Origin of the sequence: Streptococcus raffinosi, from assembly GCF_030284685.1 — a bacterium.
Taxonomy (GTDB): domain Bacteria; phylum Bacillota; class Bacilli; order Lactobacillales; family Streptococcaceae; genus Streptococcus; species Streptococcus raffinosi.
Genome location: NZ_JASUZV010000008.1, coordinates 83,128 through 108,921, shown reverse-complemented (window position 1 = coordinate 108,921; position 25,794 = coordinate 83,128). Strand labels below are relative to the sequence as shown.

26 protein-coding genes are annotated in these 25,794 nt (G+C 41.1%); 2 read left to right on the top strand and 24 right to left on the bottom strand.

Annotated features, from left to right (window positions below):
• Positions 1-195 precede the first annotated feature (195 nt).
• Complete coding sequence (gene eno / locus QRD39_RS06765) at positions 196-1,494, bottom strand: surface-displayed alpha-enolase (RefSeq protein WP_002889001.1); 1,299 nt, start codon at positions 1,492-1,494, stop codon at positions 196-198.
• 206 nt (positions 1,495-1,700) lie between these two features.
• On the opposite strand from eno, the gene QRD39_RS06760 reads away from it, so the two are divergent.
• Complete coding sequence (locus QRD39_RS06760; protein WP_008534121.1) at positions 1,701-2,156, top strand: YueI family protein; 456 nt, start codon at positions 1,701-1,703, stop codon at positions 2,154-2,156.
• 31 nt (positions 2,157-2,187) lie between these two features.
• Here QRD39_RS06760 and QRD39_RS06755 read toward each other — a convergent pair whose 3' ends face one another.
• Genes QRD39_RS06755 through ccpA form a run of 3 tightly spaced genes read right to left on the bottom strand, consistent with a single transcriptional unit; the run spans position 2,188 to position 5,441 of the window.
• Positions 2,188-3,303 (bottom strand): glycerate kinase, encoded by a 1,116-nt coding sequence (locus QRD39_RS06755; RefSeq protein WP_285956069.1) that lies wholly within the window; start codon positions 3,301-3,303, stop codon positions 2,188-2,190.
• Positions 3,304-3,315: 12 nt separating this feature from the next.
• Positions 3,316-4,383 (bottom strand): MmcQ/YjbR family DNA-binding protein, encoded by a 1,068-nt coding sequence (locus QRD39_RS06750; protein ID WP_285956068.1) that lies wholly within the window; start codon positions 4,381-4,383, stop codon positions 3,316-3,318.
• A 56-nt stretch (positions 4,384-4,439) separates the two neighbouring features.
• Positions 4,440-5,441: a catabolite control protein A gene (gene ccpA, locus QRD39_RS06745; RefSeq protein WP_285956067.1), complete on the bottom strand. Its 1,002-nt coding sequence runs from the start codon at positions 5,439-5,441 to the stop codon at positions 4,440-4,442.
• Positions 5,442-5,753: 312 nt separating this feature from the next.
• Between ccpA and QRD39_RS06740 the strand changes: the two genes are divergently transcribed.
• Positions 5,754-6,839, top strand: coding sequence for a M24 family metallopeptidase (locus QRD39_RS06740; RefSeq protein WP_285956066.1), 1,086 nt, complete (start codon positions 5,754-5,756; stop codon positions 6,837-6,839).
• 98 nt (positions 6,840-6,937) lie between these two features.
• On the opposite strand, the gene QRD39_RS06735 is transcribed toward QRD39_RS06740, so the two are convergent.
• The 20 genes from QRD39_RS06735 to QRD39_RS06640 form a co-directional block, all read right to left on the bottom strand.
• The gene (locus QRD39_RS06735; protein ID WP_285956065.1) at positions 6,938-7,303 is read right to left on the bottom strand and encodes a S1 RNA-binding domain-containing protein; all 366 of its coding nucleotides are present in this window, start codon (positions 7,301-7,303) and stop codon (positions 6,938-6,940) included.
• 1 nt (position 7,304) lies between these two features.
• Positions 7,305-8,711, bottom strand: a complete 1,407-nt coding sequence (locus QRD39_RS06730; protein ID WP_285956064.1) for a Cof-type HAD-IIB family hydrolase — start codon at positions 8,709-8,711, stop codon at positions 7,305-7,307.
• Between the two features lie 154 nt (positions 8,712-8,865).
• Positions 8,866-9,330, bottom strand: coding sequence for an SsrA-binding protein SmpB (smpB, locus tag QRD39_RS06725; protein WP_021152149.1), 465 nt, complete (start codon positions 9,328-9,330; stop codon positions 8,866-8,868).
• Positions 9,331-9,351: 21 nt separating this feature from the next.
• On the bottom strand, positions 9,352-11,805 hold the full coding sequence (gene rnr / locus QRD39_RS06720; RefSeq protein WP_285956063.1) for a ribonuclease R: 2,454 nt from the start codon (positions 11,803-11,805) through the stop codon (positions 9,352-9,354).
• Between the two features lie 57 nt (positions 11,806-11,862).
• The gene (secG, locus tag QRD39_RS06715) at positions 11,863-12,099 is read right to left on the bottom strand and encodes a preprotein translocase subunit SecG (RefSeq protein WP_002889016.1); all 237 of its coding nucleotides are present in this window, start codon (positions 12,097-12,099) and stop codon (positions 11,863-11,865) included.
• Between the two features lie 45 nt (positions 12,100-12,144).
• Entirely contained in the window at positions 12,145-12,291 is a 147-nt protein-coding gene (gene rpmG / locus QRD39_RS06710) for a 50S ribosomal protein L33 (RefSeq protein WP_002890443.1), read from the bottom strand.
• Positions 12,281-13,504, bottom strand: a complete 1,224-nt coding sequence (locus tag QRD39_RS06705; protein ID WP_489753828.1) for a multidrug efflux MFS transporter — start codon at positions 13,502-13,504, stop codon at positions 12,281-12,283. Before QRD39_RS06705 ends, rpmG begins: the two co-directional genes overlap by 11 nt.
• Positions 13,505-13,554: 50 nt before the next feature.
• Positions 13,555-14,148, bottom strand: a complete 594-nt coding sequence (gene coaE / locus QRD39_RS06700; protein WP_285956072.1) for a dephospho-CoA kinase — start codon at positions 14,146-14,148, stop codon at positions 13,555-13,557.
• Positions 14,145-14,966: a DNA-formamidopyrimidine glycosylase gene (mutM, locus tag QRD39_RS06695; RefSeq protein ID WP_285956062.1), complete on the bottom strand. Its 822-nt coding sequence runs from the start codon at positions 14,964-14,966 to the stop codon at positions 14,145-14,147. The genes coaE and mutM overlap by 4 nt, the downstream gene beginning before the upstream one ends.
• 47 nt (positions 14,967-15,013) lie before the next feature.
• The gene (era, locus tag QRD39_RS06690) at positions 15,014-15,913 is read right to left on the bottom strand and encodes a GTPase Era (RefSeq protein WP_008534103.1); all 900 of its coding nucleotides are present in this window, start codon (positions 15,911-15,913) and stop codon (positions 15,014-15,016) included.
• 21 nt (positions 15,914-15,934) lie between these two features.
• A complete protein-coding gene (locus QRD39_RS06685) occupies positions 15,935-16,339 on the bottom strand; it encodes a diacylglycerol kinase family protein (protein ID WP_002889028.1) in 405 nt (134 codons plus the stop codon).
• Entirely contained in the window at positions 16,320-16,817 is a 498-nt protein-coding gene (gene ybeY / locus QRD39_RS06680; protein ID WP_002889029.1) for an rRNA maturation RNase YbeY, read from the bottom strand. Before ybeY ends, QRD39_RS06685 begins: the two co-directional genes overlap by 20 nt.
• Positions 16,818-17,188: 371 nt before the next feature.
• Positions 17,189-17,785: a recombination mediator RecR gene (recR, locus tag QRD39_RS06675; RefSeq protein ID WP_285956061.1), complete on the bottom strand. Its 597-nt coding sequence runs from the start codon at positions 17,783-17,785 to the stop codon at positions 17,189-17,191.
• Positions 17,786-17,925: 140 nt separating this feature from the next.
• Positions 17,926-20,040 (bottom strand): penicillin-binding protein PBP2B, encoded by a 2,115-nt coding sequence (pbp2b, locus tag QRD39_RS06670; protein WP_285956060.1) that lies wholly within the window; start codon positions 20,038-20,040, stop codon positions 17,926-17,928.
• Positions 20,041-20,161: 121 nt separating this feature from the next.
• Positions 20,162-20,998 carry an NAD(P)H-hydrate dehydratase gene (locus tag QRD39_RS06665; protein WP_285956059.1) on the bottom strand — a complete coding sequence of 279 codons (837 nt, stop codon included), beginning with the start codon at positions 20,996-20,998 and terminating at the stop codon, positions 20,162-20,164.
• Positions 20,999-21,001: 3 nt separating this feature from the next.
• Positions 21,002-21,856 carry a bifunctional methylenetetrahydrofolate dehydrogenase/methenyltetrahydrofolate cyclohydrolase gene (locus tag QRD39_RS06660; protein WP_008534097.1) on the bottom strand — a complete coding sequence of 285 codons (855 nt, stop codon included), beginning with the start codon at positions 21,854-21,856 and terminating at the stop codon, positions 21,002-21,004.
• 148 nt (positions 21,857-22,004) lie between these two features.
• Complete coding sequence (locus QRD39_RS06655; protein WP_285956058.1) at positions 22,005-22,781, bottom strand: alpha/beta fold hydrolase; 777 nt, start codon at positions 22,779-22,781, stop codon at positions 22,005-22,007.
• Between the two features lie 147 nt (positions 22,782-22,928).
• A complete protein-coding gene (locus tag QRD39_RS06650) occupies positions 22,929-23,069 on the bottom strand; it encodes a FeoB-associated Cys-rich membrane protein (RefSeq protein WP_021145777.1) in 141 nt (46 codons plus the stop codon).
• 11 nt (positions 23,070-23,080) lie between these two features.
• Positions 23,081-25,213 (bottom strand): ferrous iron transport protein B, encoded by a 2,133-nt coding sequence (gene feoB / locus QRD39_RS06645; RefSeq protein WP_285956057.1) that lies wholly within the window; start codon positions 25,211-25,213, stop codon positions 23,081-23,083.
• Positions 25,210-25,686: a ferrous iron transport protein A gene (locus tag QRD39_RS06640; protein ID WP_285956056.1), complete on the bottom strand. Its 477-nt coding sequence runs from the start codon at positions 25,684-25,686 to the stop codon at positions 25,210-25,212. The genes feoB and QRD39_RS06640 overlap by 4 nt, the downstream gene beginning before the upstream one ends.
• Positions 25,687-25,794 lie beyond the last annotated feature (108 nt).

The window sequence follows — 25,794 nt, the reverse complement described above, 5'->3', positions numbered from 1 at the left end:
CGTCTGGGCTTCGGTTTTAGAAACTTTATTAACTTTAGGAAGCGTGTTTTCATCACTCTGAACATACAAAAAGAGAAAACCTATCAGGTTCTCTCTAGATGTTAGCTTTTCGTCACCCACTACAGTTGACAAGGAGCCCAAAAAAGAACCCTAGTTTTAACCTAGAGTCCTTAGAAACGTTGTTAAATCAACGTTTTATTTTTTCAAGTTGTAGAATGATTTCAAACCACGGTATTCTGCAACTTCACCAAGTTGATCTTCGATACGAAGCAATTGATTGTATTTAGCAATACGGTCAGTACGTGACAATGAACCTGTCTTGATTTGACCAGCGTTAGTTGCAACTGCGATGTCAGCGATTGTTGAATCTTCAGTTTCACCTGAACGGTGTGATACTACTGCAGTGTATCCAGCTTCTTTCGCCATTTCGATAGCGTCGAAAGTTTCAGTCAAAGTACCGATTTGGTTAACTTTGATAAGGATTGAGTTAGCAGCGTGTTCTGCAATACCTTTTTCAAGGTAAGCTGTGTTAGTTACGAAGAAGTCGTCACCAACCAATTGAACTTTACCACCAAGACGTTCAGTAAGAGCTTTCCAACCGTCCCAGTCGTTTTCATCCATAGCATCTTCGATTGTGATAATTGGGTATTTGTTAACCAATTCTTCGATGTAATCGATTTGTTCTGCGGCAGTACGTTTAGCTCCACCTTCACCTTCGAATTTAGTGTAGTCATATACACCGTTTTCGTAGAACTCAGATGATGCACAGTCGAAACCAAGGAATACATCTTCACCTGGTTTGTAACCAGCAGTTTCGATAGCTTTGATGATAGTTTCAACAGCATCTTCAGTACCGTCAAATGCTGGTGCGAAACCACCTTCGTCACCTACGGCTGTTTCAAGACCACGTTCTTTAAGAATTTTCTTAAGAGTGTGGAAGATTTCGGCACCCCAACGAAGAGCTTCTTTGAATGTTGGTGCACCAGCAGGTACAATCATGAATTCTTGGAAAGCGATTGGAGCATCTGAGTGAGAACCACCGTTGATGATGTTCATCATTGGAGTTGGAAGAACTTTAGTGTTGAATCCGCCAAGGTAGCTGTAAAGTGGAACTTCAAGGTAGTCAGCAGCTGCGCGTGCTACAGCGATAGACACACCAAGAATAGCGTTGGCACCAAGTTTACCTTTGTTTGGAGTACCGTCAAGAGCGATCATGGCGCGGTCAATACCTTGTTGATCACGTACGTCGAATCCGATGATGTGTTCAGCAATAACGTTGTTTACGTTATCAACTGCTTTTTGAGTACCAAGACCACCGTAACGAGCTTTGTCACCATCACGAAGTTCTACTGCTTCGTGTTCACCAGTTGAAGCTCCTGAAGGAACCATACCGCGTCCGAATGCACCAGATTCAGTGTAAACTTCTACTTCAAGTGTTGGGTTACCGCGTGAGTCAAGGACTTCGCGAGCGTAAACATCAGTAATAATTGACATTACAATACTCTCCTTATGAGTTAAATTTTTTTACACCTTTATAGTACCACAATATCAAGGGTTAAGCAAATTAAAACCAGAATTTTCTAGCGATTTTCTATTTTTTAATATTTTCAATTAATTTTGAAAATATCAGAAAAAGATCTTGATGAAAAGGAATTCAAAATATTGTATAATACTAGCAAGAAAACAAACAGGAGAACTCTATGACTTCACTTGAAAAAAAGGTGCTCCAATGCGCTAGTGGTGAGAAGCGCTTAAAACCTGATGAATTACGTCACTATTTTGGAACCTATGCAGAACGTGTCGTCTTAGCTATTCTATTGGAAAATGCTGAAAAGAAAACTGTAATGGAGGAGTTTCCAAAGATTTTAAAAGATCTTTCATTAGCTTACCCTCATCTAAGTCTCAAGCTTTCACCCAATCTAGCCGACCAGACACAATTCACCTATATTAAAACTGCTCAAGCACTCAATATTTCCGCTACTATTGTGGATGAAGCCAAAGCACACTCACCATATGGAATCATCGTGCATAGTGATAAGGCAGAAAATCTTGATAAGGTCCTCTTCTCGGAGATTCATCCCGATATTCTTGCTCCTCAAAAAACAGAGCAAGCTATTACCAAAAAGGGATTTTTTGCTAAACTTTTTGGAAAATAAAAGCTGACACAAGGTCGGCTTTTTTCTTATGTCACAAGGTTTGACTCAACTTGATGAGGTTGCCAATATTGAGTCCTGTTCGATAGAGATTCTCCTTGGCTGAAGCTAGGACTTGGTCTAAAGCTGCTACTTGTCCAATAATAGGGAATGCGGCTGAAATCCCAGCTACTGGAAAATCCGGTAAGTCATCTTTCAGACTGCCACAGATTGCGATGACAGGGATACCTGATGGTGTTCGTTTAGCTACACCAACTGGTGCCTTACCAGATAGAGACTGTCTGTCCATACGCCCTTCTCCTACGATGACCAAATCGGCTGACTTGACCCGTTGGTTAAAATTAACACAATCAAGTACAAAGTCAATACCTGATTTAATTTCAGCACCAGCAAAGGCCACTAAACCTGCAGCCATACCCCCTCCAGCACCTGAACCAGTAAGGTGTAAGACTTCAGGAGCAAAGGCCTTGTAGAATTGTTTCATAGACTGATCAACTCTTTCAAATTGCAAAGGATCTAACCCCTTTTGCCCACCAAAAATATAGGTGGCCCCATTCAGTCCACACAAAGGGTTATCTACGTCAGTGATTAGACGAATGGTCGTGGCTGACAAATCAATCTTGCCTTGCGACGATACCCTTTTGATAAGGCTAAGATTAGCACCTAGAGGCTCAACACTCTGCCCTTCAGAGTCATAAAAGCGATAGCCCAATCCGTAGGCCATTCCAATACCACCATCATTGGTAGCGGAGCCTCCTACACCTATAATAATATCACGTATGCCAGACTGAACCAGATGAACGATCAGTTCACCTACCCCCTGTGTTGTCAGACTAAGAGGATTTCGTTTTTCCTTAGGAATTTGTTCCAAGCCACAAATTTCGGCCATCTCAAAGATAGCAGTCTGTCCATCACTAGCATAGGTGACCGAACCATCACTCGTATAGGCATGGGAAAGCCTAATCCTTCTCTTTTCAAGATTTAAATTTTCAACAAGAGCATCCAAGGTTCCTTCACCACCGTCACCAATAGGGACAAGGTCAAATTCGGCATCAGGCACGGCTTTCGAAAAGCCAGATTTAAGAGCTAGGGCAACCTCTTTTGCCGATAAACTTTCCTTAAATGAATCAGGCGCAATCAATATTCGCATGATTTTCTCCTTTCATTTTCCTTTCAAGTAAGGAGACATAGCTTGGACCAGTTCATCCGTCATATGTCTTGGACCTCGAACTGTTTTAATTCCAAAGTTCTTTAAAATCTCACTGTTAAAGTCCTTATCCATAAAAGTGTGCAACAGTTTGATTCGCATCAATGCCTTAATACTCTCCTCCTCACGGTAACCCTGATTGGGTATATTAGCCTCCAAGACTTGACAGAGATAACGGATAGCTTTGGTAGGTGCCGTAATATAGATGGCAACGAAATCTCCCTTTTGCATACTCGCTTTCTGGGTCCACAGAATCTCCTTATTTGCTGAAAATTCCGCTCCAATATCATAATATTTCAGATTAGCTGGTATAAGCCAATAGTGAGGCTCTGAAGTTTTGCGAAGATGTTTAGGAGCCACTAGGGAACGACTCCTAGCAACAAGCTTAAAAACCGTTTCATCTGGTAGCGTTTCATCTAAGACAAGACTAATCCAACTTTTCTTAGACATGTGATAACTAGGAAAAATTCCTTCCATTTTCATGAGTTGTTCCATATCTTTGGGGTCAACCTTAAGATTAACCACATCATAAATCTGGTCTGTTTTTTCGCTATCAAGCCCTAGTTTCTCTCCTTTCAGAGGGAATAGCAAGGCATACCACTTACCAGTAATTCGATAAGAAAGATAGTCTGGATATTTCTCAAATGGATGATCTGCCTGATCCGAAAATTCTTGAGTCAAGAAGTTTGCCAGACGATTAGCCTGTGGGGATGAGAACAATTGATCCTCATAGCAGGATTCAGCCACTTGCGAAAGGAGGGCTCCATAGGCTTGTCTGACTTGACCCACATAGGTTCCCCTTGCTTGGGGACTACGAAAGGTATCATAAGGCTCATTAAGGTCAACATCTACAACCTGTCCTCTTAGATTACCTTCTTCATCAATGAGTAGTCTAGCTTCAAGTTCTTGGTCAATGAGGGGTTTTCTTAATTCCCATCCTTTATCAGTGGTCCTAAATCCGAAGGCCTGCAGGCTATCAGGGTTTAACCGTTTCTGTTTAAAATAGGCATCCTCAAAAGTCATTATTCCTCCTTTTTTCAAAGGAAAAGTTGAGACAAAATCATGCCCCAACACCTTTTTTATTTCGTTGACTGACGTAAGGTAAGACCGTGATTCAGAATAACGTCTTTTTCTTCTAGTTCTTCCTTATTCATAATTTTAGTCAACATACGCATGCTAACTGCCCCTAAATCATAGAGAGGGAGACTGATACTTGTTAGATTTGGACGAGTGTAACTTGTAATCGGTGAATCATTGCTGGTAATGATTTCAAAATCTTCAGGAACTGATTTACCTGCTGCAAAGAGACCATTTAGGAGGCCTGCAGCCAATTCGTCTTCTCCCACATAGGCAGCCGTAGCCCCAGAGTTCAAGACACGTTGTGCCAAATCAAAACCATCTTTGTAGCTATACTTAGCTTCGAAGACAAGTCCCTCGTTGTAGCGCATATTATTTTTTTCAAGTCCTGCCTTATAACCAACCAAACGAAGCTTGCCATTAATATCATCAATCAGTGGTCCTGATACAAAGGCAACCTTTTCATTGTTTTTAGCAAGCTGTGTAATAGCATCTTCAACGGAAGCCTTATAATCAATGTTAACACTTGGTAATTGATTTTCAAGGTCAACTGTACCTGCTAAAACGATTGGTGTACGGGTACGAGAGAATTCTGCACGGATTTTTTCTGTCAAATGATACCCCATGAAAATGATACCATCCACTTGTTTCGCAAATAGAGAATTAATGACTGCAACTTCATGATCGTCATTTTCATCACTAGAAGCAAGAACAATATTATACTTGTACATAGAGGCGATGTCATCAATACCTTTTGCCAGAGTCGCAAAATAGCTATTAGCAATATTTGGAATAACAACTCCTACAGTAGTGGTTTTCTTACTCGCCAAGCCACGTGCAACTGCATTTGGTCGATAATCCAGGCGATCGATGACTTCGAGCACTTTTTTTCGAGTGTTTTCTTTTACATTTTTATTTCCATTTACAACACGAGAGACCGTTGCCATAGACACACCAGCTTCGCGGGCAACATCGTAAATAGTAATCGTTTCATCAGTATTCATAAAAACACATCCTTTCTAACATAACGCTCACTTATCCAAGATAATTGTAGCAAATTTTGAAAACACTTTCAATTATTTTGACTGATTTTTTACAAAAAAATGAAAGGGTTTGCCTCTTCTCAACCATAATGAAGTAAGCCGTTTCAAAAAATAATGTTTTCCGTTAGCCTTTTCATTGCGATTCCGAGCTTACAGAGAAAACCATTAAAATGCTTTTATGAAAGAAAATGATTTAATGAAAAGCCAAAAACAACTTGAATTTTCCCTGCAAAAGTGACAGAATGAGTGTAAGAAATACAAAGGAGTTTTTTTATGTCTAAACTTGATCGCATTCGTCATTTTCTGTATGAACATAAAGCGGGTCTAGCCATTGTTTCAGACCCTGTTACCGTCAATTATCTTACTGGTTTTGATTGTGACCCCCATGAACGTCAAATGTTCCTCTTTGTCTATGAAAACCGCGAGCCTGCGCTTTTTGTTCCTGCTCTTGAAGTAGCACGAGCTTCTGCTGTTCTCGACTTCCCAGTCTTTGGTTATGTAGACTCTGAAAATCCTTGGCAAAAGATCAAGGCTGGTCTAGCAAACACAGATAGTCCTGTTATCTATGCGGAGTTTGACAATTTAAATGTGACTAAATTCCAAGGGTTGCAAACTGTCTTTGACGGACGCTTTGAAAACTTGACACCATTCATCCAAAAAATGCGTGTCATCAAGTCAGCTGATGAAATTCAAAAAATGATTGGCGCTGGAGATTATGCAGATAAAGCTGTAAATATCGGTTTCGACAATATTTCTCTTGATGTAACTGAAACTGACATCATTGCCCAAATTGAATTTGGTATGAAAAAAATCGGTATTAATCAAATGTCCTTTGAAACCATGGTTCTTACAGGTAATAATGCCGCAAACCCTCATGGTATTCCTGGAACTAACCGTATTGAGAACAACAGCCTTCTTCTCTTTGACTTGGGTGTTGTCAGTCAAGGCTACGTCTCAGATATGACTCGTACCGTAGCTGTCGGTCAACCCGACCAATTCAAGAAAGATATCTACAATATCTGTTTAGAAGCTCAATTGACAGCCCTTGATTTTATCAAACCAGGTGTAACAGCCAGTGAAATTGATGCTGCCGCTCGTCAGGTTATTGAAAAGGCTGGTTACGGTGAATACTTCAACCACCGTCTGGGACACGGTCTTGGTATGGATGTCCACGAATTTCCTTCCATCATGGATGGCAATGACTTGGTCATCGAAGAAGGCATGTGCTTCTCTGTGGAACCTGGTATCTATATTCCTGAAAGAGTCGGTGTCCGTATCGAAGATTGTGGTCACGTTACGAAAAATGGCTTTGAAGTCTTCACACACACACCAAAAGAATTGCTCTATTTTGATGTTTAATGAAAACACAAGGGTCTTCAATTAAGTTGAAAAGCACGACTGACACACATTGTAAAATTACAAAAAAGCTGGCCCACTACGAGTCAGCTTTTACTATTCTACTTTTCACGTTCTTGTCGAAGATAGTCAAGGCCTTCTTCAATCCATTCTGGCATGGCTGCAGCTAAGGGCTTAAAACCATAGTTCAATCGACTATCTGAGAAACGGTGGCGATGAGGAATTTTATTTTTTTCTTCTTCAAGTGTTCTCAAAGAAAGACTAGCCTTTTGTGTAAACTCATCAAAATCAACGACCTGAACCAAGACATCCTGGTCTACCTTTAGGGTATTGTAGATGTTGTCAATATAACCTGTCTTAATCTCTGAGATGTGAATCAAGCCTGTGGTACCATTTTCCAAGGAAACAAAGGCTCCGTAAGGCTTGATGCCTGTGATAACACCCTTAAGCTTGTCTCCAATTTTCATTTTAGTCTGCTACCTCGACTGTTTCAATAATAACATCTTCAAGTGGCTTATCTTGTGGCCCAACTTCGACACTCGCAATCTCATCAAGTACCTTATAAGAAGCTTCATCTACCAATTGACCAAAAACTGTGTGGCGATGATCAAGGTGAGGTGTTCCCCCATTTTCAGCATAAGCTTCAGCGATTGGTGCTGGCCAACCACCTCGCTCCAATTCTTTTTTAGAATATGGGATTTCTGGTATTTGAACGATAAAGAATTGACTACCATTAGTATCTGGTCCAGCATTGGCCATAGAGAGCGCCCCACGAAGGTTGTAGAGTTCTTTAGAGAATTCATCCTGGAAGCTACCACCGAAGCTCGATTCGCCACCCATACCAGTACCAGTTGGGTCACCACCTTGAATCATAAAGTTCTTGATGATACGGTGGAAGATTACACCATCATAGTAACCACTTTTAGCCAAATTGACAAAGTTAGTAACGGTTAGTGGCGCATGGTCAGGGAAAAGTTTGATGGCCAAATCGCCGTGATTTGTTTTAATCGTTGCGACTGGCCCTTCTACTGAATCCAAGTCAAGTTGTGGGAAATGAAGTTCTTTTTCTACCAATCCGAGTTCCTCCAAGGCATGGAAAATGCCATCTTCTTCTACTGTTCCTGTAACGTAATCTGCTTTTTCTTTCAGTTCTGGTGTGGCATTACCCATGGCAATCTTAAGACCAACATAGTCAAAGATTTCCATATCATTTGGACCATCACCAAACATCATAGCATTTTCTGGTTTAAGATTTTCATGTTCCAAGACATGACCAACACCAGAAGCTTTTGAGATACCATTGGCCACCACATCTGATGAGTGTTCGTGCCAAGGTACCATACGGACATGGGATGCCAGTTCTTCAGGTAATTCAAGGTCACCATCATTTTCCGCAAAAGTCCACATATGGTAAACATCATTCGACAAGTGAAAGTCTGGCTCCACATCACAAAGACCATAGACTGGTTTCATAGCATTATCAATCAAATCTGAACGCTCTGAAACAACTGGCTTATCCTTACCTGCAAACCCCCAGGCAATCCCAATCTCTTTGCACCATGCAACGAAGGCTTCTGTAATCTCACGTGGAAGGGGATGATTGTAGATTTCATCGCCTTTACGGTTAATCACATAGGTTCCATTAATGGTTACAAAATAATCTGGCTCTAGGTCACGAATTTCCTCAACCACACCATAATAGCCACGTCCTGTCGCAATCCCTGTCAAGATTCCTTTTTCTTTAAGACCCTTAAAAACAGCTTTTATAGATTCAGGAATGTAACCTGTCTTCTTGACACGAAGCGTATCATCAATATCAAAGAAAACAATCTTCGTTTTCTTTGCCTTGTATTTTGTTTTTGCATTTACTGGCATCGCTAATCTCCTTACATAAGATCAAGTCTATCGTTAGGTGCTCATCAAAAGACACCCTAACAAAAAGACCATACGGCATTTCCATTATATCATTTCTTAAAGCTAAAAAGCAAAAAATCATCTAAGACTTGAATGGTCCTAGATGATCGCTGTCTTAACGGTTAACGCTCTTGATAACACGTTTGATATCACGCTCTTGTTCACGGCGTTTGATAGATTCACGTTTATCGTAATCGTGCTTCCCTTTGGCAATACCAAGCAAGACCTTGGCAAAACCATTTTTTAGGTAAACCTTAAGAGGAACCAAGGTCATACCTGTTCCCTTAAGGTCGTTTGCAAGTTTGGCGATTTGCTTTTTCTTAAGCAATAATTTTCGGATACGGTCTGGATCCTGGTTCCAAATATTTCCTTGTTCGAAAGGGGCAATATGGACATTGAGTAACCAGGCCTCACCATTTTTGATTTGGGCATAGCCATCTTTTAACTGGATACGAGCCGCACGAACAGACTTAATTTCCGTTCCTGTTAGCACGATTCCTGCTTCAATAGTATCAACGATACTATAGTCATGTCTCGCCTTTTTATTCTGAGCAACAACATTGCCTTCACCCTTTGGCATAGCAGTCCCTCCATTCTCATCCTATTTTCGTTTTTTAGCTACATCCTTGTAAAAAGGTTTGTTGCCTTTTTTCTTACGACGACCACTCTCACGTCCCTTATTATCATTATGAGGACGGTTTTGATTCTTACGTTTGTCTGGCTTCTTAGATGACTTACGTTTATCGTCATAAGACCCTTTACGGCCATTATTATCTTGACGGTTACGATTATCGCCACCCTTACCACGACGATTGAAATCCCCATTTTGACGGTCACGACGAGGGCCTCTGTGACGGAAGGCTTTAGCCTTTTCTTCACGTTCTTGACGGGCCTTATGATCCACTTTTTCGATGATATCATACTCACTTGGAAGGTATTGAAAATCAATATCTCCAGTTTCCTTGTCTGCACGTGTCAATTTAACACGGATAGGTTGTCCAACACGGAAAGTCTTACCTGTTTTCTCTCCTTGAAGCGTCATGGTACGTTCATTGTAATTGTAAAATTCTGGCAAGGTCGTGATGTGAACCAAACCTTCGATGGTGTTTGGCAATTCCACAAACATACCGAATTTAACCACACTTCCGACAATACCGTCGAATTCTTGTCCAACATACTCTTCCATGTATTCTGCTTTTTTCATAGCTTCAACGACACGTTCAGCATCAATGGCACGACGTTCAAGTGTTGAAGATGATGACGCTAATTCAGGAATTACCTCATCAAAATGTTCACGTGTTTCTTGAGACAAATTGTTGGTGTATTCACGAATCATTCGATGAACCAAGAGGTCCGGGTAACGACGGATTGGACTAGTAAAGTGAGTATAATATTGAGCTGCCAAGCCATAGTGCCCGTGGTTGTGTTCTGAATAACGGGCCTGTTGCATTGAACGAAGCAACATCATGTTCATAACTTCCGCCCCAGGTTTACCCTGCACTCGAGCCATGAACTCTTGCAAGTCTAGCTGATCCATCTTATTGGCAGTTCCCTTGATTTGAACACCAAAGATAGAGGCGTAGTCCATGAAACGTTGCAATTTCTCGGCTTTAGGTTCCTCGTGGATACGGTAGATAAATGGCAACTTAGCCTTAGCAAAGTGCTCAGCTACACATTCATTGGCAGCCAACATGAAGGATTCAATCATTCGCTCGGCTGTTCCACGTTCACGCACCACGATATCCACTGGCATCCCCTTCTCATTTACCAAGATACGAGCTTCAGATGTATCAAAGTTAAGGGCACCACGACGCTCACGCATGTCTTCTAAAATCTTATGGAGTTCTGCCATAGCTGATACAGAATCCATGATTGGCTTAAACCGCTCAATTTTTTCTGGATTTCCAGCCAACATCTCATTGACATCGCTATAGGTCATACGGAAGGTTGTGTTAATAACAGATTGACAAATCTTATGATTAACCACCTTACCTTTTGGAGTAATCTCCATAATGGCTGACTGAGTCAAACGATCAACATTGGGATTTAGTGAACAAATACCATTTGACAGACGCTCCGGCAACATTGGAACCACGCGGTCTGTCACATAAACTGAAGTCCCACGTGCTACGGCCTCACGGTTAAGAGCTGAACCTTCAGTGACATAGTAGGACACATCGGCAATGTGGACACCGAGTTCAAAGTTACCATTGGGTAAACGTTTGATATGGACCGCATCGTCCAAGTCCTTGGCATCGGCTCCATCAATAGTGAAAGTCACTTCTTGACGAAGGTCAACACGACCAAGGAGGTCTTCCTGACTAGGTGCATCTGGCACAGCTTCTGCTTCAGCCATGACATCCTCTGGAAACTCTGAAACAATATCCATTGATTCCAAGACTTCCAAGACATCAATACCAGTATCTCCCTGATGACCAATAATGTCACGAACACTTCCTACAAAATAATCGTAGTGACGGTTAGGGTATTTTTCAATATCAACCTTGATAATTTCGGTCCCATCAAGGGCAACCGGTTCTTTCTTGATATAGATTGGTTGCTGAATCTTTTGGTTCTTAGACTTAATGTAACCAGCATAAGATTCTTTCTCGTCGCTAAGGATAAATTTCCCTACAACAGTCTTGAGCGAGTGTTCTACAATTTCAACAACACGTGCTTCGGCAGCTGTCCCACGCAAACGGTCGGCTGGCTTTTTAATAACTACAGCAACAGTGTCACCGTCAATGGCATGGCCAACATCATTACGTCCGATGAACATATCATCTTCATTGTCATCAACATGTAGGAAGCCAAAACCATTTTTATTGGCACGAAAAACACCCTCGACAGTAACTTGATTGGGATGCTCTTTCTTTGGTCGCAAGGACACCGAACCGTCTTTGTTAAAACGCAGCTGGCCCTTACTTTCCATGGCTGAAATAGCCTTGATGAGCTGTGGAAACTTTTCTCCCCCAGCCTGATTAAGAGCATGGGCAATGTCATTAACACTGGATTTTCCATGCTCTTTCAAGTAATTTATAATAGTTTCTTTCATGATTTCCTTTTTTCTAGTGACCATAACGCAAAAAATGAGCCAACCTCAGTCAGCTCATTACTTACTTGAGAGAATGGAAAGGACGATTGCATCTACAATCCATAGAAAAACCAAGATTCCTGTAAAGCGTTGCATAAAGGCTTCGAAACCACGTGGTTTACTACGTTCAAATAGTGCTTCTGACCCACCACCATCAAAGACATTGCTACTTGGGTTTTTTTGTGGCTGCATGAAAATCGCAATCACAATAATAGCTGACATCACCAAGAGCAGCGTTAATAATAAGTCGTACATAGTTATTCCTCCGAAAATGTCCTTATTATTCTACCATAGAACCCTTTAAGATTCAACATGTAAGGTTACTTTTCTATCCTTTGGACAGAATTTTGGAACCTGAATTTTTTCAGGATGATTCTGTTTATTTTTACTTGTGAGGTAATTGATACTCCCACACTCACTACACTTTAAATTGATTTTAACTCTCACCTATATTCTTAACTCCTAGCGATTTTCTAAAGATGATTAAGGACCAAACAAAATTTCCAAAGACGATGGCTGCTGTCACAAAGAAAACCCAACGATAGCCCAGTCCTGTAGCAACCGCTGAACCCACAAAAGGACCTAAAACTTGTCCAATGTATGAAAAACTTTGATTAAAGCTAAATATTCTTGAAATTCCTTCTTTGGGGGTCATCTTGGTCAATAAAGAATTGACACTCGGCATCAGGGCACCTACACCAAAACCATAGGCAAAGCGTAAAAGGCCCAGTTGCAAGGCTGAACCTGCAAAACCACAAAGGAAATACAAGAGAAAACTATAAAATAACCCCATCAAGAGCAAACGATGATTCCCAATGCGATCACCCAGTCGGCCTAAATAAGGAGTGCTTAAAAGACTTGAAAAGCCCATAGCGGACACAATTAACCCTGAGTAAAAGAGGATATTATCACTTTGACCCAAATAACGAATGTAAAGCGCCAAGATTGGGGCAATTGATTGGGCAGAAATCTGGATAATCATACTAGTCACAAAGAGCCCAATTAAAAGTGATTTGCTTGGAATTTTAGCAAATACTTGTGAAAGACTCATCATCTCTCCCTTTTCAATCGGTTGGAAGTCCTCGCGCAAACCAAAGATAGTCAAGAGGCAGCAAATAAACAAAATGAGTCCAACCAATAAAAAGGTTCCCCTCATTCCAAAGGCCTCAGATAAGGCACCACCTAGCAAAGGGCCAATCAAGACACCTGCCGTGAGACCCGTGGACAAGGTCCCCAGGGCATAGCCAGAACGTTGCTGAGGAGCTTGACTAGCAATCAAGGCTGTTGCATTTGGCACATAACCTGCAAACAAGCCATTCAAGATTCTCAAGAAAAGCATCCAGAAGACATTAGGCACAAAGGCTAAGCCTCCCATTGTAAAGGTCATGACCATACTGGCTCTTATCATCATGGGTTTTCGGCCATAACGGTCCGCCAAGCGTCCCCAAACTGGTGAAACCAAGGCTGAAGCTAGGGCAGACAGAGCGACAGATAAACCAGCATACCATTCTACCATAGCGCCTTTAACCCCTAATTCTTCAACATAGAGAGCCATGAAAGGCATGACAATAGAAAAGCTAGCCCCAGTAAAAAAAGTTCCTATCCAAGCAATTTTAAGATTTCGTTGCCAATCAGCGGTTTTAAGCTCTTTTTGGCGCAAATCATCATCTTCTTTCTAAAATTCACTATCCATTATAACACAATGACTAACTATAGGAGGTTAGCTAAATCTTTGATGGCACTCTTCACCTTTTCCTTCAAATCATCAATGCTCCCGTTGTTATCAATAACTAAACTAGCATACGGCAGTTTTTCGGATAAAGGCATTTGACTAGCAATACGCATGTCTGCTTCCTCAGCACTTAAGTGATTCCTTTTCATCAGGCGTTGGCGCTGGACCTCAGGAGACACCGCCACCAACCAAATCTGGTCAAACCAATCCTGATAATCATTTTCAATCAGTAAGGGAATATCCATAAAAAAGACGTCCTCTTTCTTGGCCAAGCAATCTCTTTTGGCTGCCAACTCTTCTCGGATAATTTTTCCCTGAATTTCAGCAGATTGATGCCGCATCTCTTCACTTGAAAAGATTAATTGCCCTAACTTAGGACGATTTAATTCTCCATCAGAAAGAAGGATAGCCTCTCCCAACCAATCAAGCAAGGCTTGATACAACCTGCCCCCTTTGGCCTGCATGTCGTGCACCAGTTGATCGGCATCAATGACCTTGTAACCTGCCTCTTTAATCATTTCAACAAGGGTTGATTTTCCTGAAGCAATGCCTCCTGTTAATCCTATAATCATCGTTTTTGACAATGAGGACACAAATGCGTTCCTCTTCCTCCTAACTTGATTTTCTCAATCGTGCTTGCGCAACGTGGACAAGGTTGCCCTGTCTTTCCGTAAACCCGCAAATAATCCTGCATGGTCCCGTCTTCACCGAGGGCATTACGATAGGTCCTTATAGTGGAACCACCTTTTTCAATCCCCAACTGTAATATGGTAATCGTTTGATCGTGAACTCGTTTCATGGCTGCCTTGCTGAGTTCCCTTGCTGGCGTCTCTGGATGAACCTTGGCTGCCCAAAGCACCTCATCAACGTAGATATTTCCTAGCCCAGCCACTAATTTCTGGTCCAAGAGTAAGGGCTTAATAGGCTTGTCGGAACGCATTAAAGCTCTCTCAAACGATGCATATTTAAAGGCCTTCTTAGTAGGTTCAGGACCAAGCTTTTTCTTCGTAAAATAAGCTTCCTCTTGATTTTTAGATAGTAAATCAAAAGTCCCAAACTTGCGAACATCCTGATAGACAAGTGTAAAGCCATCATCTAACTTAAAAAATAAGTGAAAGTGTTTGTTGGTAGGAACCTGGTCTGTAAACAGCAGGTATTTTCCCTCCATGCGCAAATGGGAAATCATAATCAACTGACCAAAATCAAAAATGAGATACTTTCCCCTACGTCGCATGGCTTGAATCCTCTGACTAGGTAATTCATTTAGAAAGCTTTGATAGGACGTTTTTACCATCTTTGGGACCTTGACCTCAACCGATAAAATAGTTCGCCCTAGGACCAGTCTTTCTAAACCACGTCTAACCGTTTCTACTTCAGGCAACTCAGGCATCTGCTCCTCCTTCTAGCAAGAAAGCCGAGCAAGTGCTCAGCTTTTTCTCAGTATTCTTTTTCATTATAACCAAAATCGGCCAAATCAAGTTTTTTATCCCGCCAATTTTTCTTAACCTTAACCCAGGTTTCAAGGAAGACCTTGTCCCCAAGCATGAGTTCAATATCTTTACGAGCAAGGGTACCAATTTTCTTGAGCATGGCACCTTTTTTACCGATGACAATACCTTTTTGGCTATCACGCTCAACCATAATCGTCGCACGAATGTGAACCTTATCCGTCTCTTCATCACGCTTCATCGAATCAATAACAACAGCAACTGAGTGCGGAATTTCTTCACGAGTCAAGAGTAGCACTTTTTCACGAATCATTTCAGACACCAAGAAACGTTCTGGGTGATCTGTAATCTGATCTGATGGAAAATATTGGAAACCTTCTTCAAGATTGTCACTCAAAACATCCACAAGGTGAGAGACATTGTTTCCTTGAAGGGCTGAGATTGGAATAATCTCCTTGAAATCCATTTGGGTACGGAAATCGTCAATCTGCTCAAGGAGCTGGTCGGGATGGACCTTGTCAATCTTATTAACCACCAAAATAACGGGTACCTTGGCTTGCTTAAGGCGTTCGATAATCATATCATCGCCCTTACCACGAGGCTCATCGGCTGGAACCATAAAGAGGACCGTATCCACTTCACGAAGGGTTGAATAAGCAGATTCCACCATGAAATCCCCTAAAGCCGTCTTAGGCTTGTGGATACCCGGTGTATCGATAAAGACAATCTGTTCCTTGTCTGTTGTGTAAATTCCCATAATTTTATTACGGGTTGTTTGAGCTTTATCGCTCATGATTGCAATTTTTTGCCCCATAACATGGTTCAAAAAGGTAGATTTTCCTACATTAGGACGGCCAAGAATGGCCACAAAACCTGATTTAAATGTCATTTACTTTCTTTCTCTTTAGTTCTAGTTAAAAATTAAGTTCCAAATTTTAGGTATGAAAACAATCATACCAGTGATGAGTGCGTAACAAGATACGACAAGGACAGCTCCCGCTGCCATGTCTTTAGCATTTTTGGCTAACATAGAAAAGTGATAATTACTAGCCAGATCAACCACATTTTCAATGGCAGAATTGACAATTTCAAGAGCAATTACTAGAAAAACCGCCTGCAGGAGAAAAAGCCATTCTATCGCAGATACACGAAAAATCAAGCCAGCTAGTACCACTAAAACAGCAGAAACCAAATGCTTGCGCATGTTACGTTCTTCTTTAATAGCCGTAATTATACCTGTCAGAGCAAACTCAAAACTTGCTGTAAATTCTCTATTTTTCCACTTTTTCTGTGGATTATTGTCGCGTAAGTCCATAAGCAGTTAAAATTTCTTCCTGTAATCCAAACATTTCCGCTTCTTCTTCAGGGGTGTAATGGTCATACCCATTGATGTGAAGAAAGCCATGAACAGCTAAGAAGCCCATCTCACGCTCATAGCTATGTCCATATTCTTCAGCCTGTTCGTGAGCCTTATCAACGGAAATAAAGAGTTCACCGATATAACTATCAAATTCTCCCATCATTTCAGCCAATTCTGGATTTTCCGCTAAATCTTCCTCATCAAAAGTGATATCTACCTCTGGCTTATACTCCAAACTAATCACATCAGTAGGGCGGTCCGTATCACGATACTCTAAATTCAATTCGTGACTACGTTCGTTAGTTACAAAAGTAACTGCCATCTCCTTGTCTTCCTTACCAAGTTTTTGCGCTGCAAAATCAAGTAACTCCAAGGTTTGTTTTTTTATTTCTTCAGAGACCTGTCCAGTCTCGTCAATCATTTCAACATACATAGCATATCTTTCCGAACGACTGATTCCAGTTTTAGGACAGAACCGTTCGTTTCCTTTCACTAACAAATTAGCTTTTTATTACAAATACTTAATCACAGTTAATATCGCCCCAGATTAACTCCGGTCCAATATCAATCACTTCATTATATCACAAGGATACAGAAAAAGCAGACTTAAGCCTAATTGTCTGCTTCTTTTATTAAGAATATGATATAGCAAGCCTTTATTGATTTAGACCATGAGAAAAACTGTTTTTTCAAAGAACTCTTTAACTTCTTTGTCCCTACATTTCTGCATCAGCACCTTACTATTAAAAACTTTCAGTATCAAAATCCGACAAATAGCGAAAAAAGCCATCGTTAAATGACTTTTTAAAGTTCTGTACGATTCTCAATTGCTCGCAACAAGGTCACCTCATCAGCATATTCAATGTCAGAACCAACAGCCAAACCACGTGCTAAACGGGTTACCTTAATGCCGGCTGGTTTGAGGACACGGGAAATATACATGGCTGTTGCTTCACCATCGGCTGTAGCATTGGTTGCAATAATGACTTCTTCAACCTTACTATCCATCAAACGAGTAATCAAACTCTTCAAATTAATATCATCAGGCCCTATACCGTTCATTGGTGAAATAAGACCTTGAAGTACATGGTAAAGGCCATGATATTCCTGAATCTTTTCCATAGCTGAAACATCTTTTGAGTCCTCGACAACCAAAATCTTAGTACGGTCTCTAGTCTCATCGGTACAGATATTACAGGGATCGTCATCCGTTAAACGCCCACAAACTGAGCAATACGTCAATTCACGCTTAGCAGCCAAAAGGTTTTTGGCAAAATCATTGACATCCTCATCAGACATGCTAATGGTATAAAAAGCTAGGCGTGTCGCTGTTTTAGCCCCAATTCCAGGGAGTTTTGAAAAACTATCAATCAGCTTCGCAATTGGAGTAGGATAAAGCATGAAGGTCTCCTGTTCTTTATATGATTTTATTCATCTCTTATCTTTTGTCACTGTCATGGATATGTCTTTACCCAAGAACAAATACTCAAACACTATATCACAGAAAAATCCCTCGTGCAAGGCACAAGAGATTTTCATATTTAGTGAGTATTTTGATAAAGTTCCATGATAGCTTTGACCGCATTTTGATGAGCCTTACTCTCCCCGTCTAGAGCATGTGGATACATGATTCCAACAGCCAACTTCGTACCATCTTTGGCAGTCGCATAGGCCACGGCACTATGGTTAATCGTTGTTACAGAGTTACCGGAAGCATCCGTTGCATAAGTTTCGCCTGTCCCTGTTTTACCACTAATTGGAATGATAGAACTTGCCATAGCTTTACCAGTCGCAAGGCTAGAACCGGAATTAACGACATCATTAAAGCCTTGTTGGATAATCCCCATCTGCTCAGAATCAAGAGGTAAGGTATTTAATACACGTGTATCTACCGTTGAAGCTAGAGTTCCTAAGCTACCATTTGTGCCAGCATCATAGATACCTCCCACAATATGAGGTGCTACACGTTTACCACCATTTGCAATTGAAGCAACATATTGAGCCAATTGAATAGTTGTATAAGAGTCGTACTGACCAAAAGCTTCTGTCAAGACGTTGGCTACATTGTAATTCTTAGAAATATAACCTTCTGATTCTCCAGGCAAATCAAGTCCTGTAGATACCCCCATACCAAAATCAGCGTAGGTATCACGAAGTGTCGTCATGGCCTTATCCATATTGTCAGTCGACAAGGCCATACCTGGAACATACTGTTGGCCAAGTAGTTTAATTGCAATCTGCACCATATAGGTATTTGATGAGTATTCTAGAGCCTGTGTCGCGGTAATAGCACGGCTACCTTGGTCTGTAAACCAAGATGTGATAGGGGCTGAACCGGCAATGTTGATGGGTTGGTCAGTCAAGACCTGATTTCCATAAATGGCACCTGAACGCCAACCAGCAGTTAAGGTTGCTCCCTTAACAACAGATCCTGGGACGAAGACATCAGTGATTGTTCCTAAGGCATTGGCCTTAAAATCTTGTGCTCCTTGTTCATGTTTTTGCCCTGCCATAGCAAGTACAGCACCGGTGTCTGCATTCAGTACCACCGCATACATTCCCTCAGAATAAGTCGCCTTATTCTCAGCAATTTCTGAAGAAAGTTGTTGACTTAGGATGTCTTCAACACCCTTTTGAAAATTGAGGTCAATAGTTAACTGCAGGTTGTTACCCTTGCTACCTTTTTGCGTGATTTTATCACTGTCGACCTTTCCTTCTTTGTCTACAGTAATTTCACGAACCGTATGTTTTCCTTGCAGTTTTTCCTCATATTCTTTTTCTAGATAAGAGGTTCCTACACGGTCATTGAGGGCATAGCCTTTTTTAAGGTATTCCTTGGCATCTTCCTGAGGTAAGCCTGCTTCTGAGCTTGAAACCTTACCAATCAGAGGAGATAAGGCTGAATCAGCTGTATGACGTTCCCAATCCTTAGCAACCGTGATACCATTTAATTCCTTTTGTTTAGCCGCTACAATCGCAATCTGATCAGGTGTTAATTCGCCCGTCTTTAATGTGACTGTTGAGAAATTAGAAACAGCATTCATCTGTGAGTAAATGTAGACAATCTTAAGCTCATCCTCAGTGTAATCCACTGCTTCATCAGGAACGGCATCAACAGCATTGTTGTAAATAGTAGCTTCAGCTAATTTATTACCAAACTTATCTGTTTTCTTGTCCTTTGGAAGATCGTTAACCACACGTTTGTAGGTGGCAGAATCCGCTAGATAGAAATCGCGTTTCTGGCGTGCTGTTACCTTCGTCTCCGTTAGTGTTACCATGGTCGCTAACTTTTCAGCGACCTTCTTCATAGTATCTGATGACACCAAATTGCTACGTGTAAAGGTGATAACGTCCTTGCTCTGATTGGTAGTAAGAGCAACCCCCTTGGCATCAAAGATTTGCCCACGTTCGCTTGCAATTCTAACCGTATACTTGGAGTTATCCTCTAATTTCTTAGTATAAAACGATTTGTTATAAACCTGCATATAGGTCAAACGTGCAAAAAGCAACAAAAAAAGGACAAAGACTACACCAAAAAGCAAGTAAACACGACGTGAGATGTTTACTGGCTTTCTAGGTTTATTCGCTCGTTTTTCTTTTTGTTTTTGGCGCCGTTTTTCCCATTTTTGACTGAGTTTTTTCGAAAATGATGTCACTTTTTTTCCTCTATGTTCTCATAAAAATTCTCTTTTATTTTATCACAAATAAGCTTCAGCAATCTTAAAAAAATGTCGAAATCTAAAAAAACTTGCCTCAATATAAGACACGTTTTTTAGATTATATTGACAACTTTTTCATCCAGCTAGGGATGGCTTTACTGATATGTGTCGGCAAAACCACATAGGCATTTTTAGCCAGATCATCAGCGATAGCTGAGTGAAGCCAGGTAGCTACTGTGACAGCCTTATAGCGATCAATTGAAGCGAACTGGGCCAGAAAACCAGTAATCATACCAGCTAAGGTATCTCCCATTCCTCCTGTGGCTTGATAAGGCCCACCAACTTCTAAATGAGCTACTTTTTCACCCTGATAGACAGCCGTCTTGTGACTCTTGGCAACCAGGATTGTCCCAGCTTGGAACTCTCCCAAGGCTTTTTGAGTGTTGGAAACTGTCTGCTCTGGAATCCTAAAACCAGACAAGCGTTCCCATTCTTTTTGATGCGGGGTGAGAGTAAGGTGACAATCTGGTAAGTCCTTCTTATTTTTCTTAGCCAAAAGATTGAGAGCTGAACCATCAACAACCAGGTTCTGATCAGGTCTAATATTTGCCAGGACCAAATCCAAGACCTGACGAGCTGCATCACTCTCACCTAGACCTGAGCCAATTAAAACCACATTTGCAGCCCTAAGATTGTCAAGAAGCCTGTCCCTTTCTCCAAAATCAAAAGCCATAGCCTCAGGAAGATGGGCATGAAGTGCTGTGATATTGTCACGATCGGTCGCTACCGTAACCAAGCCTGCCCCACTATTGACACAGGCAATAGCAGCCATAATGATGGCACCACCATATGGATAGAGGCCACCAATTAAAAGCACACGACCGTAAGATCCCTTATGAGACTCTCTCAAACGAGGTCTAATCACTTGCCTAGCTAAATCGCCATCTACTTTCATAAGCTATCCTTTCGCACTACGAAGAGCAGCTTGATAGGTCTGTTCCATAAGCATGGTAATAGTCATAGGGCCTACACCACCTGGAACAGGCGTGATCATGCCAACTTTATCTTTCACACCTTCAAAATCAACATCGCCACAAAGTTTGCCTTCTTCATCACGGTTAATTCCCACATCAATGACAACAGCACCCTCTTTGACAAAGTCTTCTGTGACAAATTTTGCACGTCCAATGGCCACAATCAAGACGTCTGCCTTGTTACAAACATTCGCCAAATGTGGTGTCCTTGAGTGGGTCAAAGTTACTGTGGCATTTTTTTCCAAAAGAAGCTGAGCCATAGGCTTGCCGACGATATTACTACGTCCAATAATAACTGCTGTCTTACCTTCCAATTCAACATTGTACTCACGAAGAATTTCCATAATACCTGCAGGAGTACACGGCACCATTTGAGGACGTCCATTCCAAAGATTCCCCGTATTCATAGGATGGAATCCATCAACATCCTTTTTAGGATCAATTGCCAAGAGAATACGCATTTCATTGATATGGTTAGGTAGTGGTAATTGTACCAAGATACCATGGAAAAGCGGATCTTGATTGTACTTTTCAATGACCTCAATCAATTCTTCTTCACTTATTCTCTCTGAAAGATTGACCGTCTTGCTATGGAAACCTGCCTTAATAGCCGCACGTTCCTTATTACGGACATAAACCTGACTAGCAGGGTTGTCTCCAACCATAATAACGACCAATCCTGGTACAATCCATTCACTTTCTTTAAGACGAGCCACCTTTTCTTGCAATTGATTCTGCATTTTCAGAGCTAGGGCTTTACCGTCCATCATTATCACCATGTGTGTTCTCCAATACATACTTTTTTTCAATTATACCATAGGGAAGGCTCTTTGTGACTTAATTTTCAAAATTTTCAAAAAAACAATTCACATTTGAGTACTAAAAAAGCCGAAACACTGTTTCAACCTTTTTGATTCGTTTTCGCTATTAATTGACAAAACTATTTTGCTGGCTCCATCCTTTAATGGCACATAAGGTCTTTTGTTGGAATTTGCCACTCTCATACATATGATCAGCACCAGTTAGTGAAATAAGCACCGAATCATGGTAGTTCTTTGCTGTTCTTCTTGCAATATTAGGGTGAGTCATCTTGTCCCTGGTTCCAGAAATCACGAGAACAGGACAAGATATTTGACTAAAGTCCACGTAAGCTGCCTTCGTTTTATCGAACCAAGGAAGAGCCATCTGGGTGTAAACCTTGCCTGATTCTGGAACTAATGTCGCAAAAACTTCTTCTTTCAAATACTCTTCTTGTTCATTCATACAATACTTGAAAAACTCCTTTTTATAAGGAGGCATAGCCTTTTTCCAAAAGCCCCAGCGTAGAAAATGCTTACCAAAACAAGCCAGCATGGTTGGGTAAAAGGCAAAAATATCTGCCGTAGGTGCTGGTCCCATAAGAATCATACCAGCTACTTCCGTCTTTTCGGCAACCATCTGTGCCACCAAACATCCTAAAGAGTGTCCCAAAATAAGTGGCGGTTGATCTAAACTTTCAATCAAGTCCACCAAATCATCTCGGTAATTCTGCAAAGTCACTGTCCCAACCTTAGCTAGACACTCTTGATAAGGTAGGTCATGGTAACGAAAGCTAGGTGTATGCACCTTATATCCCATTTGACGTAGACCTGTCGCAAATTCTCCCCAAACATTGCCATCACACCAGGTACCGTGAATTAGGACAATCTCTCTGTTCAATGTCATTCCTTTCATTTCTCCTTTGTTAAATCAAGCTAGATTTTTTCAATGTCATCATATCACACTTTCTCTTAGGCAATCTTTATACATCCCTTACAATTGTAAGTAAAAATGACCTCTTATCTAAATAAGAGATCATTTTCTTATATTCTATTAATGATTAGCTTTATGCATTTCTTCTTTGACCGCGCAAGAGCACTCACAATCACCACAAGATCCTTTTCCTTTGATATAGTGACGGATGCCTAAACCAGCCAAAGCGAAAATAATAAAGGCAATAATAAATGTAGACATAACAACTTCTCCTAACTATTAGCTTCTTGAAGATTTTCCAAGGTAATAATCTTATCCTTAATTTGACGCGGTTTACGAACAACGAAGTAAATCATAGTCACTAAAAGCAAGACTGCTACAAGTGTCCAAGGAGTTATCGGCTTACCATAAAGGAGAACTTGACCAAATTGATATAGAATCAAGCTGACACAATAGGCCAAACCTGTTTGAAAACTAATCGCTCCAACCGTCCATCTCAGATTAGCCATTTCACGTTTGATAGCCCCAATAGCTGCAAAACATGGTGCACAAAGCAGGTTAAAAATCAAGAAAGAATAAGCAGCTAGAGCTGAATAATCTGCTTGCAGGGCCGTAGCCAAACCAGCTTCACTACTGTTATGATAGAGAATTCCGAAGGTAGCCACCACGGTCTCCTTGGCTGCTAAACCTGTGAGAGCAGCAACCGTTGCCTTCCAATTTCCAAAGCCCAGTGGTGTAAAAATCCAAGACAAGCCCTTACCTAAAGTAGCTAAGATACTCACTTCTGTATCAACGGTCTGTAACATAAAGTTATAGTTGGACATGAACCAAATCAGGACAGTCAAACTGAAAATAATGGTTCCTGCACGTTTCACAAAACTCATAGCCTTACCAAAGGCATAACGCAAGACCGACATAGCCTTAGGCCAATGATAAGAAGGTAACTCCATAATGAAAGGACTGGTCAAGCCACCCAAAAAGCTCGTCTTTTTAAGGGCAATACCTGATAAAATGATGGCAGCCATCCCAATAAAATAAGTACTTGGAGCCACCAGAGGATTGTGAGGAAAGAAGGCCCCAGCAATCAAAGCGATAATTTCCAATTTAGCCGAGCAAGGCATAAAGGTTGCCGTCATAATAGTAATCCGACGATCTCTTTCATTTTCAATAGTCCGGCTAGACATAACTGCCGGAACACCACATCCTGTTGAAATCAACATTGGAATAAAAGATTTCCCTGAGAGTCCGAAACGACGGAAAATGCGGTCCATAACAAAGGCGATACGACTCATATAACCAATATCTTCAAGCACACCTAAGCAGATAAACAGCACGAAGATTTGGGGAAGGAAGCCAAGTACCGTCCCGATCCCAGCCACAACGCCATCAACAATCAAAGACTTAAGCCAATCTTGGACATGAAGATAGGTGAGCCCAGAGGTCATCAAATCAGGAACATACTTGCCAAAGAGGACATCACTGGCCCAGTCAGTCCACATCTTTCCCTGAAGAGAAAAATAATAGACCAAATACATAACTACCGCAAAAATTGGGAGAGCCAAAATACGGTTGGTTACTAATTTATCAATCTTGTCTGACAAGGTTAAGGCAAAATCTTTTGTCTGACTCTGAGCCATCTTACAAACACGTTCAATAAAGGCGTAACGCTCATTAATGACAATAGATTCGGCATCCTCTGTGAAAACTTCCTCAGTGATACGTATGATGTCTTTGATTTCTTTACGTTGGAAAGCTGACAAATCTAGTTCAGCCTCAACCAAAGCATCGTGTTCAAAGAGCTTAATGGCATAAAAACGTGCGGACCTTTGTGGCACAGAATTTCCCAAAACATCCAAAATTTGTGAGATGGCAGCTTCTAATTTATCATCATAAATTGGAAAAGCGATGTCTCCTACAGTAGCAGTCGTCGTATGAGCTGCCTTTTTCACAACCTTATCCACACCAGTCTGTTTGAGAGCGCTAGTCGCAACCACCGGGACACCCAGATGATAAGACAATTTATCGATATTAATTGTTTTTCCCTGAGCTTCTAAAACATCGCTCATGTTAAGAGCCAAGGTCACAGGAATACCTGTTTCAATCAACTGTGTTGTCAGATAAAGGTTACGTTCCAAGTTTGTCGCATCAACCACATTTAAGATGCTATCAGCCTTTTTGCTGAGTAAATAGTCACGCGCCACCTTTTCCTCAGGACTATAGGGTGACATAGAGTAAATCCCAGGTAAATCCTGAATTTCGATATCTTTATGCTTTTTAACCAGACCACTTTTTCGTTCTACAGTAACACCCGGCCAGTTACCAACACGCTGATTGGTCCCTGTTATCAGGTTAAATAAACTGGTTTTACCACTATTAGGATTACCTATTAATGCAATTTCTGTCATTTTCCCTCTCCCTCGTCCAGCATGACCACACTAATCATTTGCGCTTCCGACTTGCGTAGGGTTAATTCATACCCTCTCAAGCTAATTTCTAGAGGATCTCCCAAAGGGGCTACCTTACGCAATAAAACCCGTGTGCGCTTTGTAATTCCCATATCCATGAGACGACGCTTGGTTTCATTAGCTGCGAAAATATCAGTGACGATGGCAGAACGCCCAACTGGTAGTTCAGAGAGAGGTATTTTCTCCTCATTTTCCTCAGCAGGTGTCAAATCAATCTTATCTAGAATTGATGCATCAAAGGCTAAGCGACTCCCTTTCACTATAATAATAGCACTGTTTTTGGTCTTAGTTACCACCTCAATGGTTTCACCAGGAGCTAACCCTAAGTTAGATAGGTGCAAAAGACTATCTTTAGGAAGGTTAATTCCAAGAATCCTATAAGGGGTTTTTAAGGCCGTGTCATATATAAGCATAATTCTTGACCTTCTATATTATTTTTGGTATGGCATCATTATAGCATAATTATCCATTGTTTCCGTAAAATCGCCCTAAACAAGAATGATTCTAGAAAAGTAAAACAG

What these genes read in the sequence shown, in the direction of transcription:
- eno (WP_002889001.1), bottom strand. Translation starts at nt 1,494, where the DNA reads ATGTCAATTATTACTGATGTTTACGCTCGCGAAGTCCTTGACTCACGC.
- QRD39_RS06760 (WP_008534121.1), top strand. Translation starts at nt 1,701, where the DNA reads ATGACTTCACTTGAAAAAAAGGTGCTCCAATGCGCTAGTGGTGAGAAG.
- QRD39_RS06755 (WP_285956069.1), bottom strand. Translation starts at nt 3,303, where the DNA reads ATGCGAATATTGATTGCGCCTGATTCATTTAAGGAAAGTTTATCGGCA.
- QRD39_RS06750 (WP_285956068.1), bottom strand. Translation starts at nt 4,383, where the DNA reads ATGACTTTTGAGGATGCCTATTTTAAACAGAAACGGTTAAACCCTGAT.
- ccpA (WP_285956067.1), bottom strand. Translation starts at nt 5,441, where the DNA reads ATGAATACTGATGAAACGATTACTATTTACGATGTTGCCCGCGAAGCT.
- QRD39_RS06740 (WP_285956066.1), top strand. Translation starts at nt 5,754, where the DNA reads ATGTCTAAACTTGATCGCATTCGTCATTTTCTGTATGAACATAAAGCG.
- QRD39_RS06735 (WP_285956065.1), bottom strand. Translation starts at nt 7,303, where the DNA reads ATGAAAATTGGAGACAAGCTTAAGGGTGTTATCACAGGCATCAAGCCT.
- QRD39_RS06730 (WP_285956064.1), bottom strand. Translation starts at nt 8,711, where the DNA reads ATGCCAGTAAATGCAAAAACAAAATACAAGGCAAAGAAAACGAAGATT.
- smpB (WP_021152149.1), bottom strand. Translation starts at nt 9,330, where the DNA reads ATGCCAAAGGGTGAAGGCAATGTTGTTGCTCAGAATAAAAAGGCGAGA.
- rnr (WP_285956063.1), bottom strand. Translation starts at nt 11,805, where the DNA reads ATGAAAGAAACTATTATAAATTACTTGAAAGAGCATGGAAAATCCAGT.
- secG (WP_002889016.1), bottom strand. Translation starts at nt 12,099, where the DNA reads ATGTACGACTTATTATTAACGCTGCTCTTGGTGATGTCAGCTATTATT.
- coaE (WP_285956072.1), bottom strand. Translation starts at nt 14,148, where the DNA reads ATGATTATAGGATTAACAGGAGGCATTGCTTCAGGAAAATCAACCCTT.
- mutM (WP_285956062.1), bottom strand. Translation starts at nt 14,966, where the DNA reads ATGCCTGAGTTGCCTGAAGTAGAAACGGTTAGACGTGGTTTAGAAAGA.
- era (WP_008534103.1), bottom strand. Translation starts at nt 15,913, where the DNA reads ATGACATTTAAATCAGGTTTTGTGGCCATTCTTGGCCGTCCTAATGTA.
- QRD39_RS06685 (WP_002889028.1), bottom strand. Translation starts at nt 16,339, where the DNA reads ATGGACTTACGCGACAATAATCCACAGAAAAAGTGGAAAAATAGAGAA.
- ybeY (WP_002889029.1), bottom strand. Translation starts at nt 16,817, where the DNA reads ATGTATGTTGAAATGATTGACGAGACTGGACAGGTCTCTGAAGAAATA.
- recR (WP_285956061.1), bottom strand. Translation starts at nt 17,785, where the DNA reads ATGCTTTATCCTACTCCAATTGCGAAGCTGATTGATAGTTTTTCAAAA.
- QRD39_RS06665 (WP_285956059.1), bottom strand. Translation starts at nt 20,998, where the DNA reads ATGAAAGTAGATGGCGATTTAGCTAGGCAAGTGATTAGACCTCGTTTG.
- QRD39_RS06660 (WP_008534097.1), bottom strand. Translation starts at nt 21,856, where the DNA reads ATGGTGATAATGATGGACGGTAAAGCCCTAGCTCTGAAAATGCAGAAT.
- QRD39_RS06655 (WP_285956058.1), bottom strand. Translation starts at nt 22,781, where the DNA reads ATGACATTGAACAGAGAGATTGTCCTAATTCACGGTACCTGGTGTGAT.
- QRD39_RS06650 (WP_021145777.1), bottom strand. Translation starts at nt 23,069, where the DNA reads ATGTCTACATTTATTATTGCCTTTATTATTTTCGCTTTGGCTGGTTTA.
- feoB (WP_285956057.1), bottom strand. Translation starts at nt 25,213, where the DNA reads ATGACAGAAATTGCATTAATAGGTAATCCTAATAGTGGTAAAACCAGT.
- QRD39_RS06640 (WP_285956056.1), bottom strand. Translation starts at nt 25,686, where the DNA reads ATGCTTATATATGACACGGCCTTAAAAACCCCTTATAGGATTCTTGGA.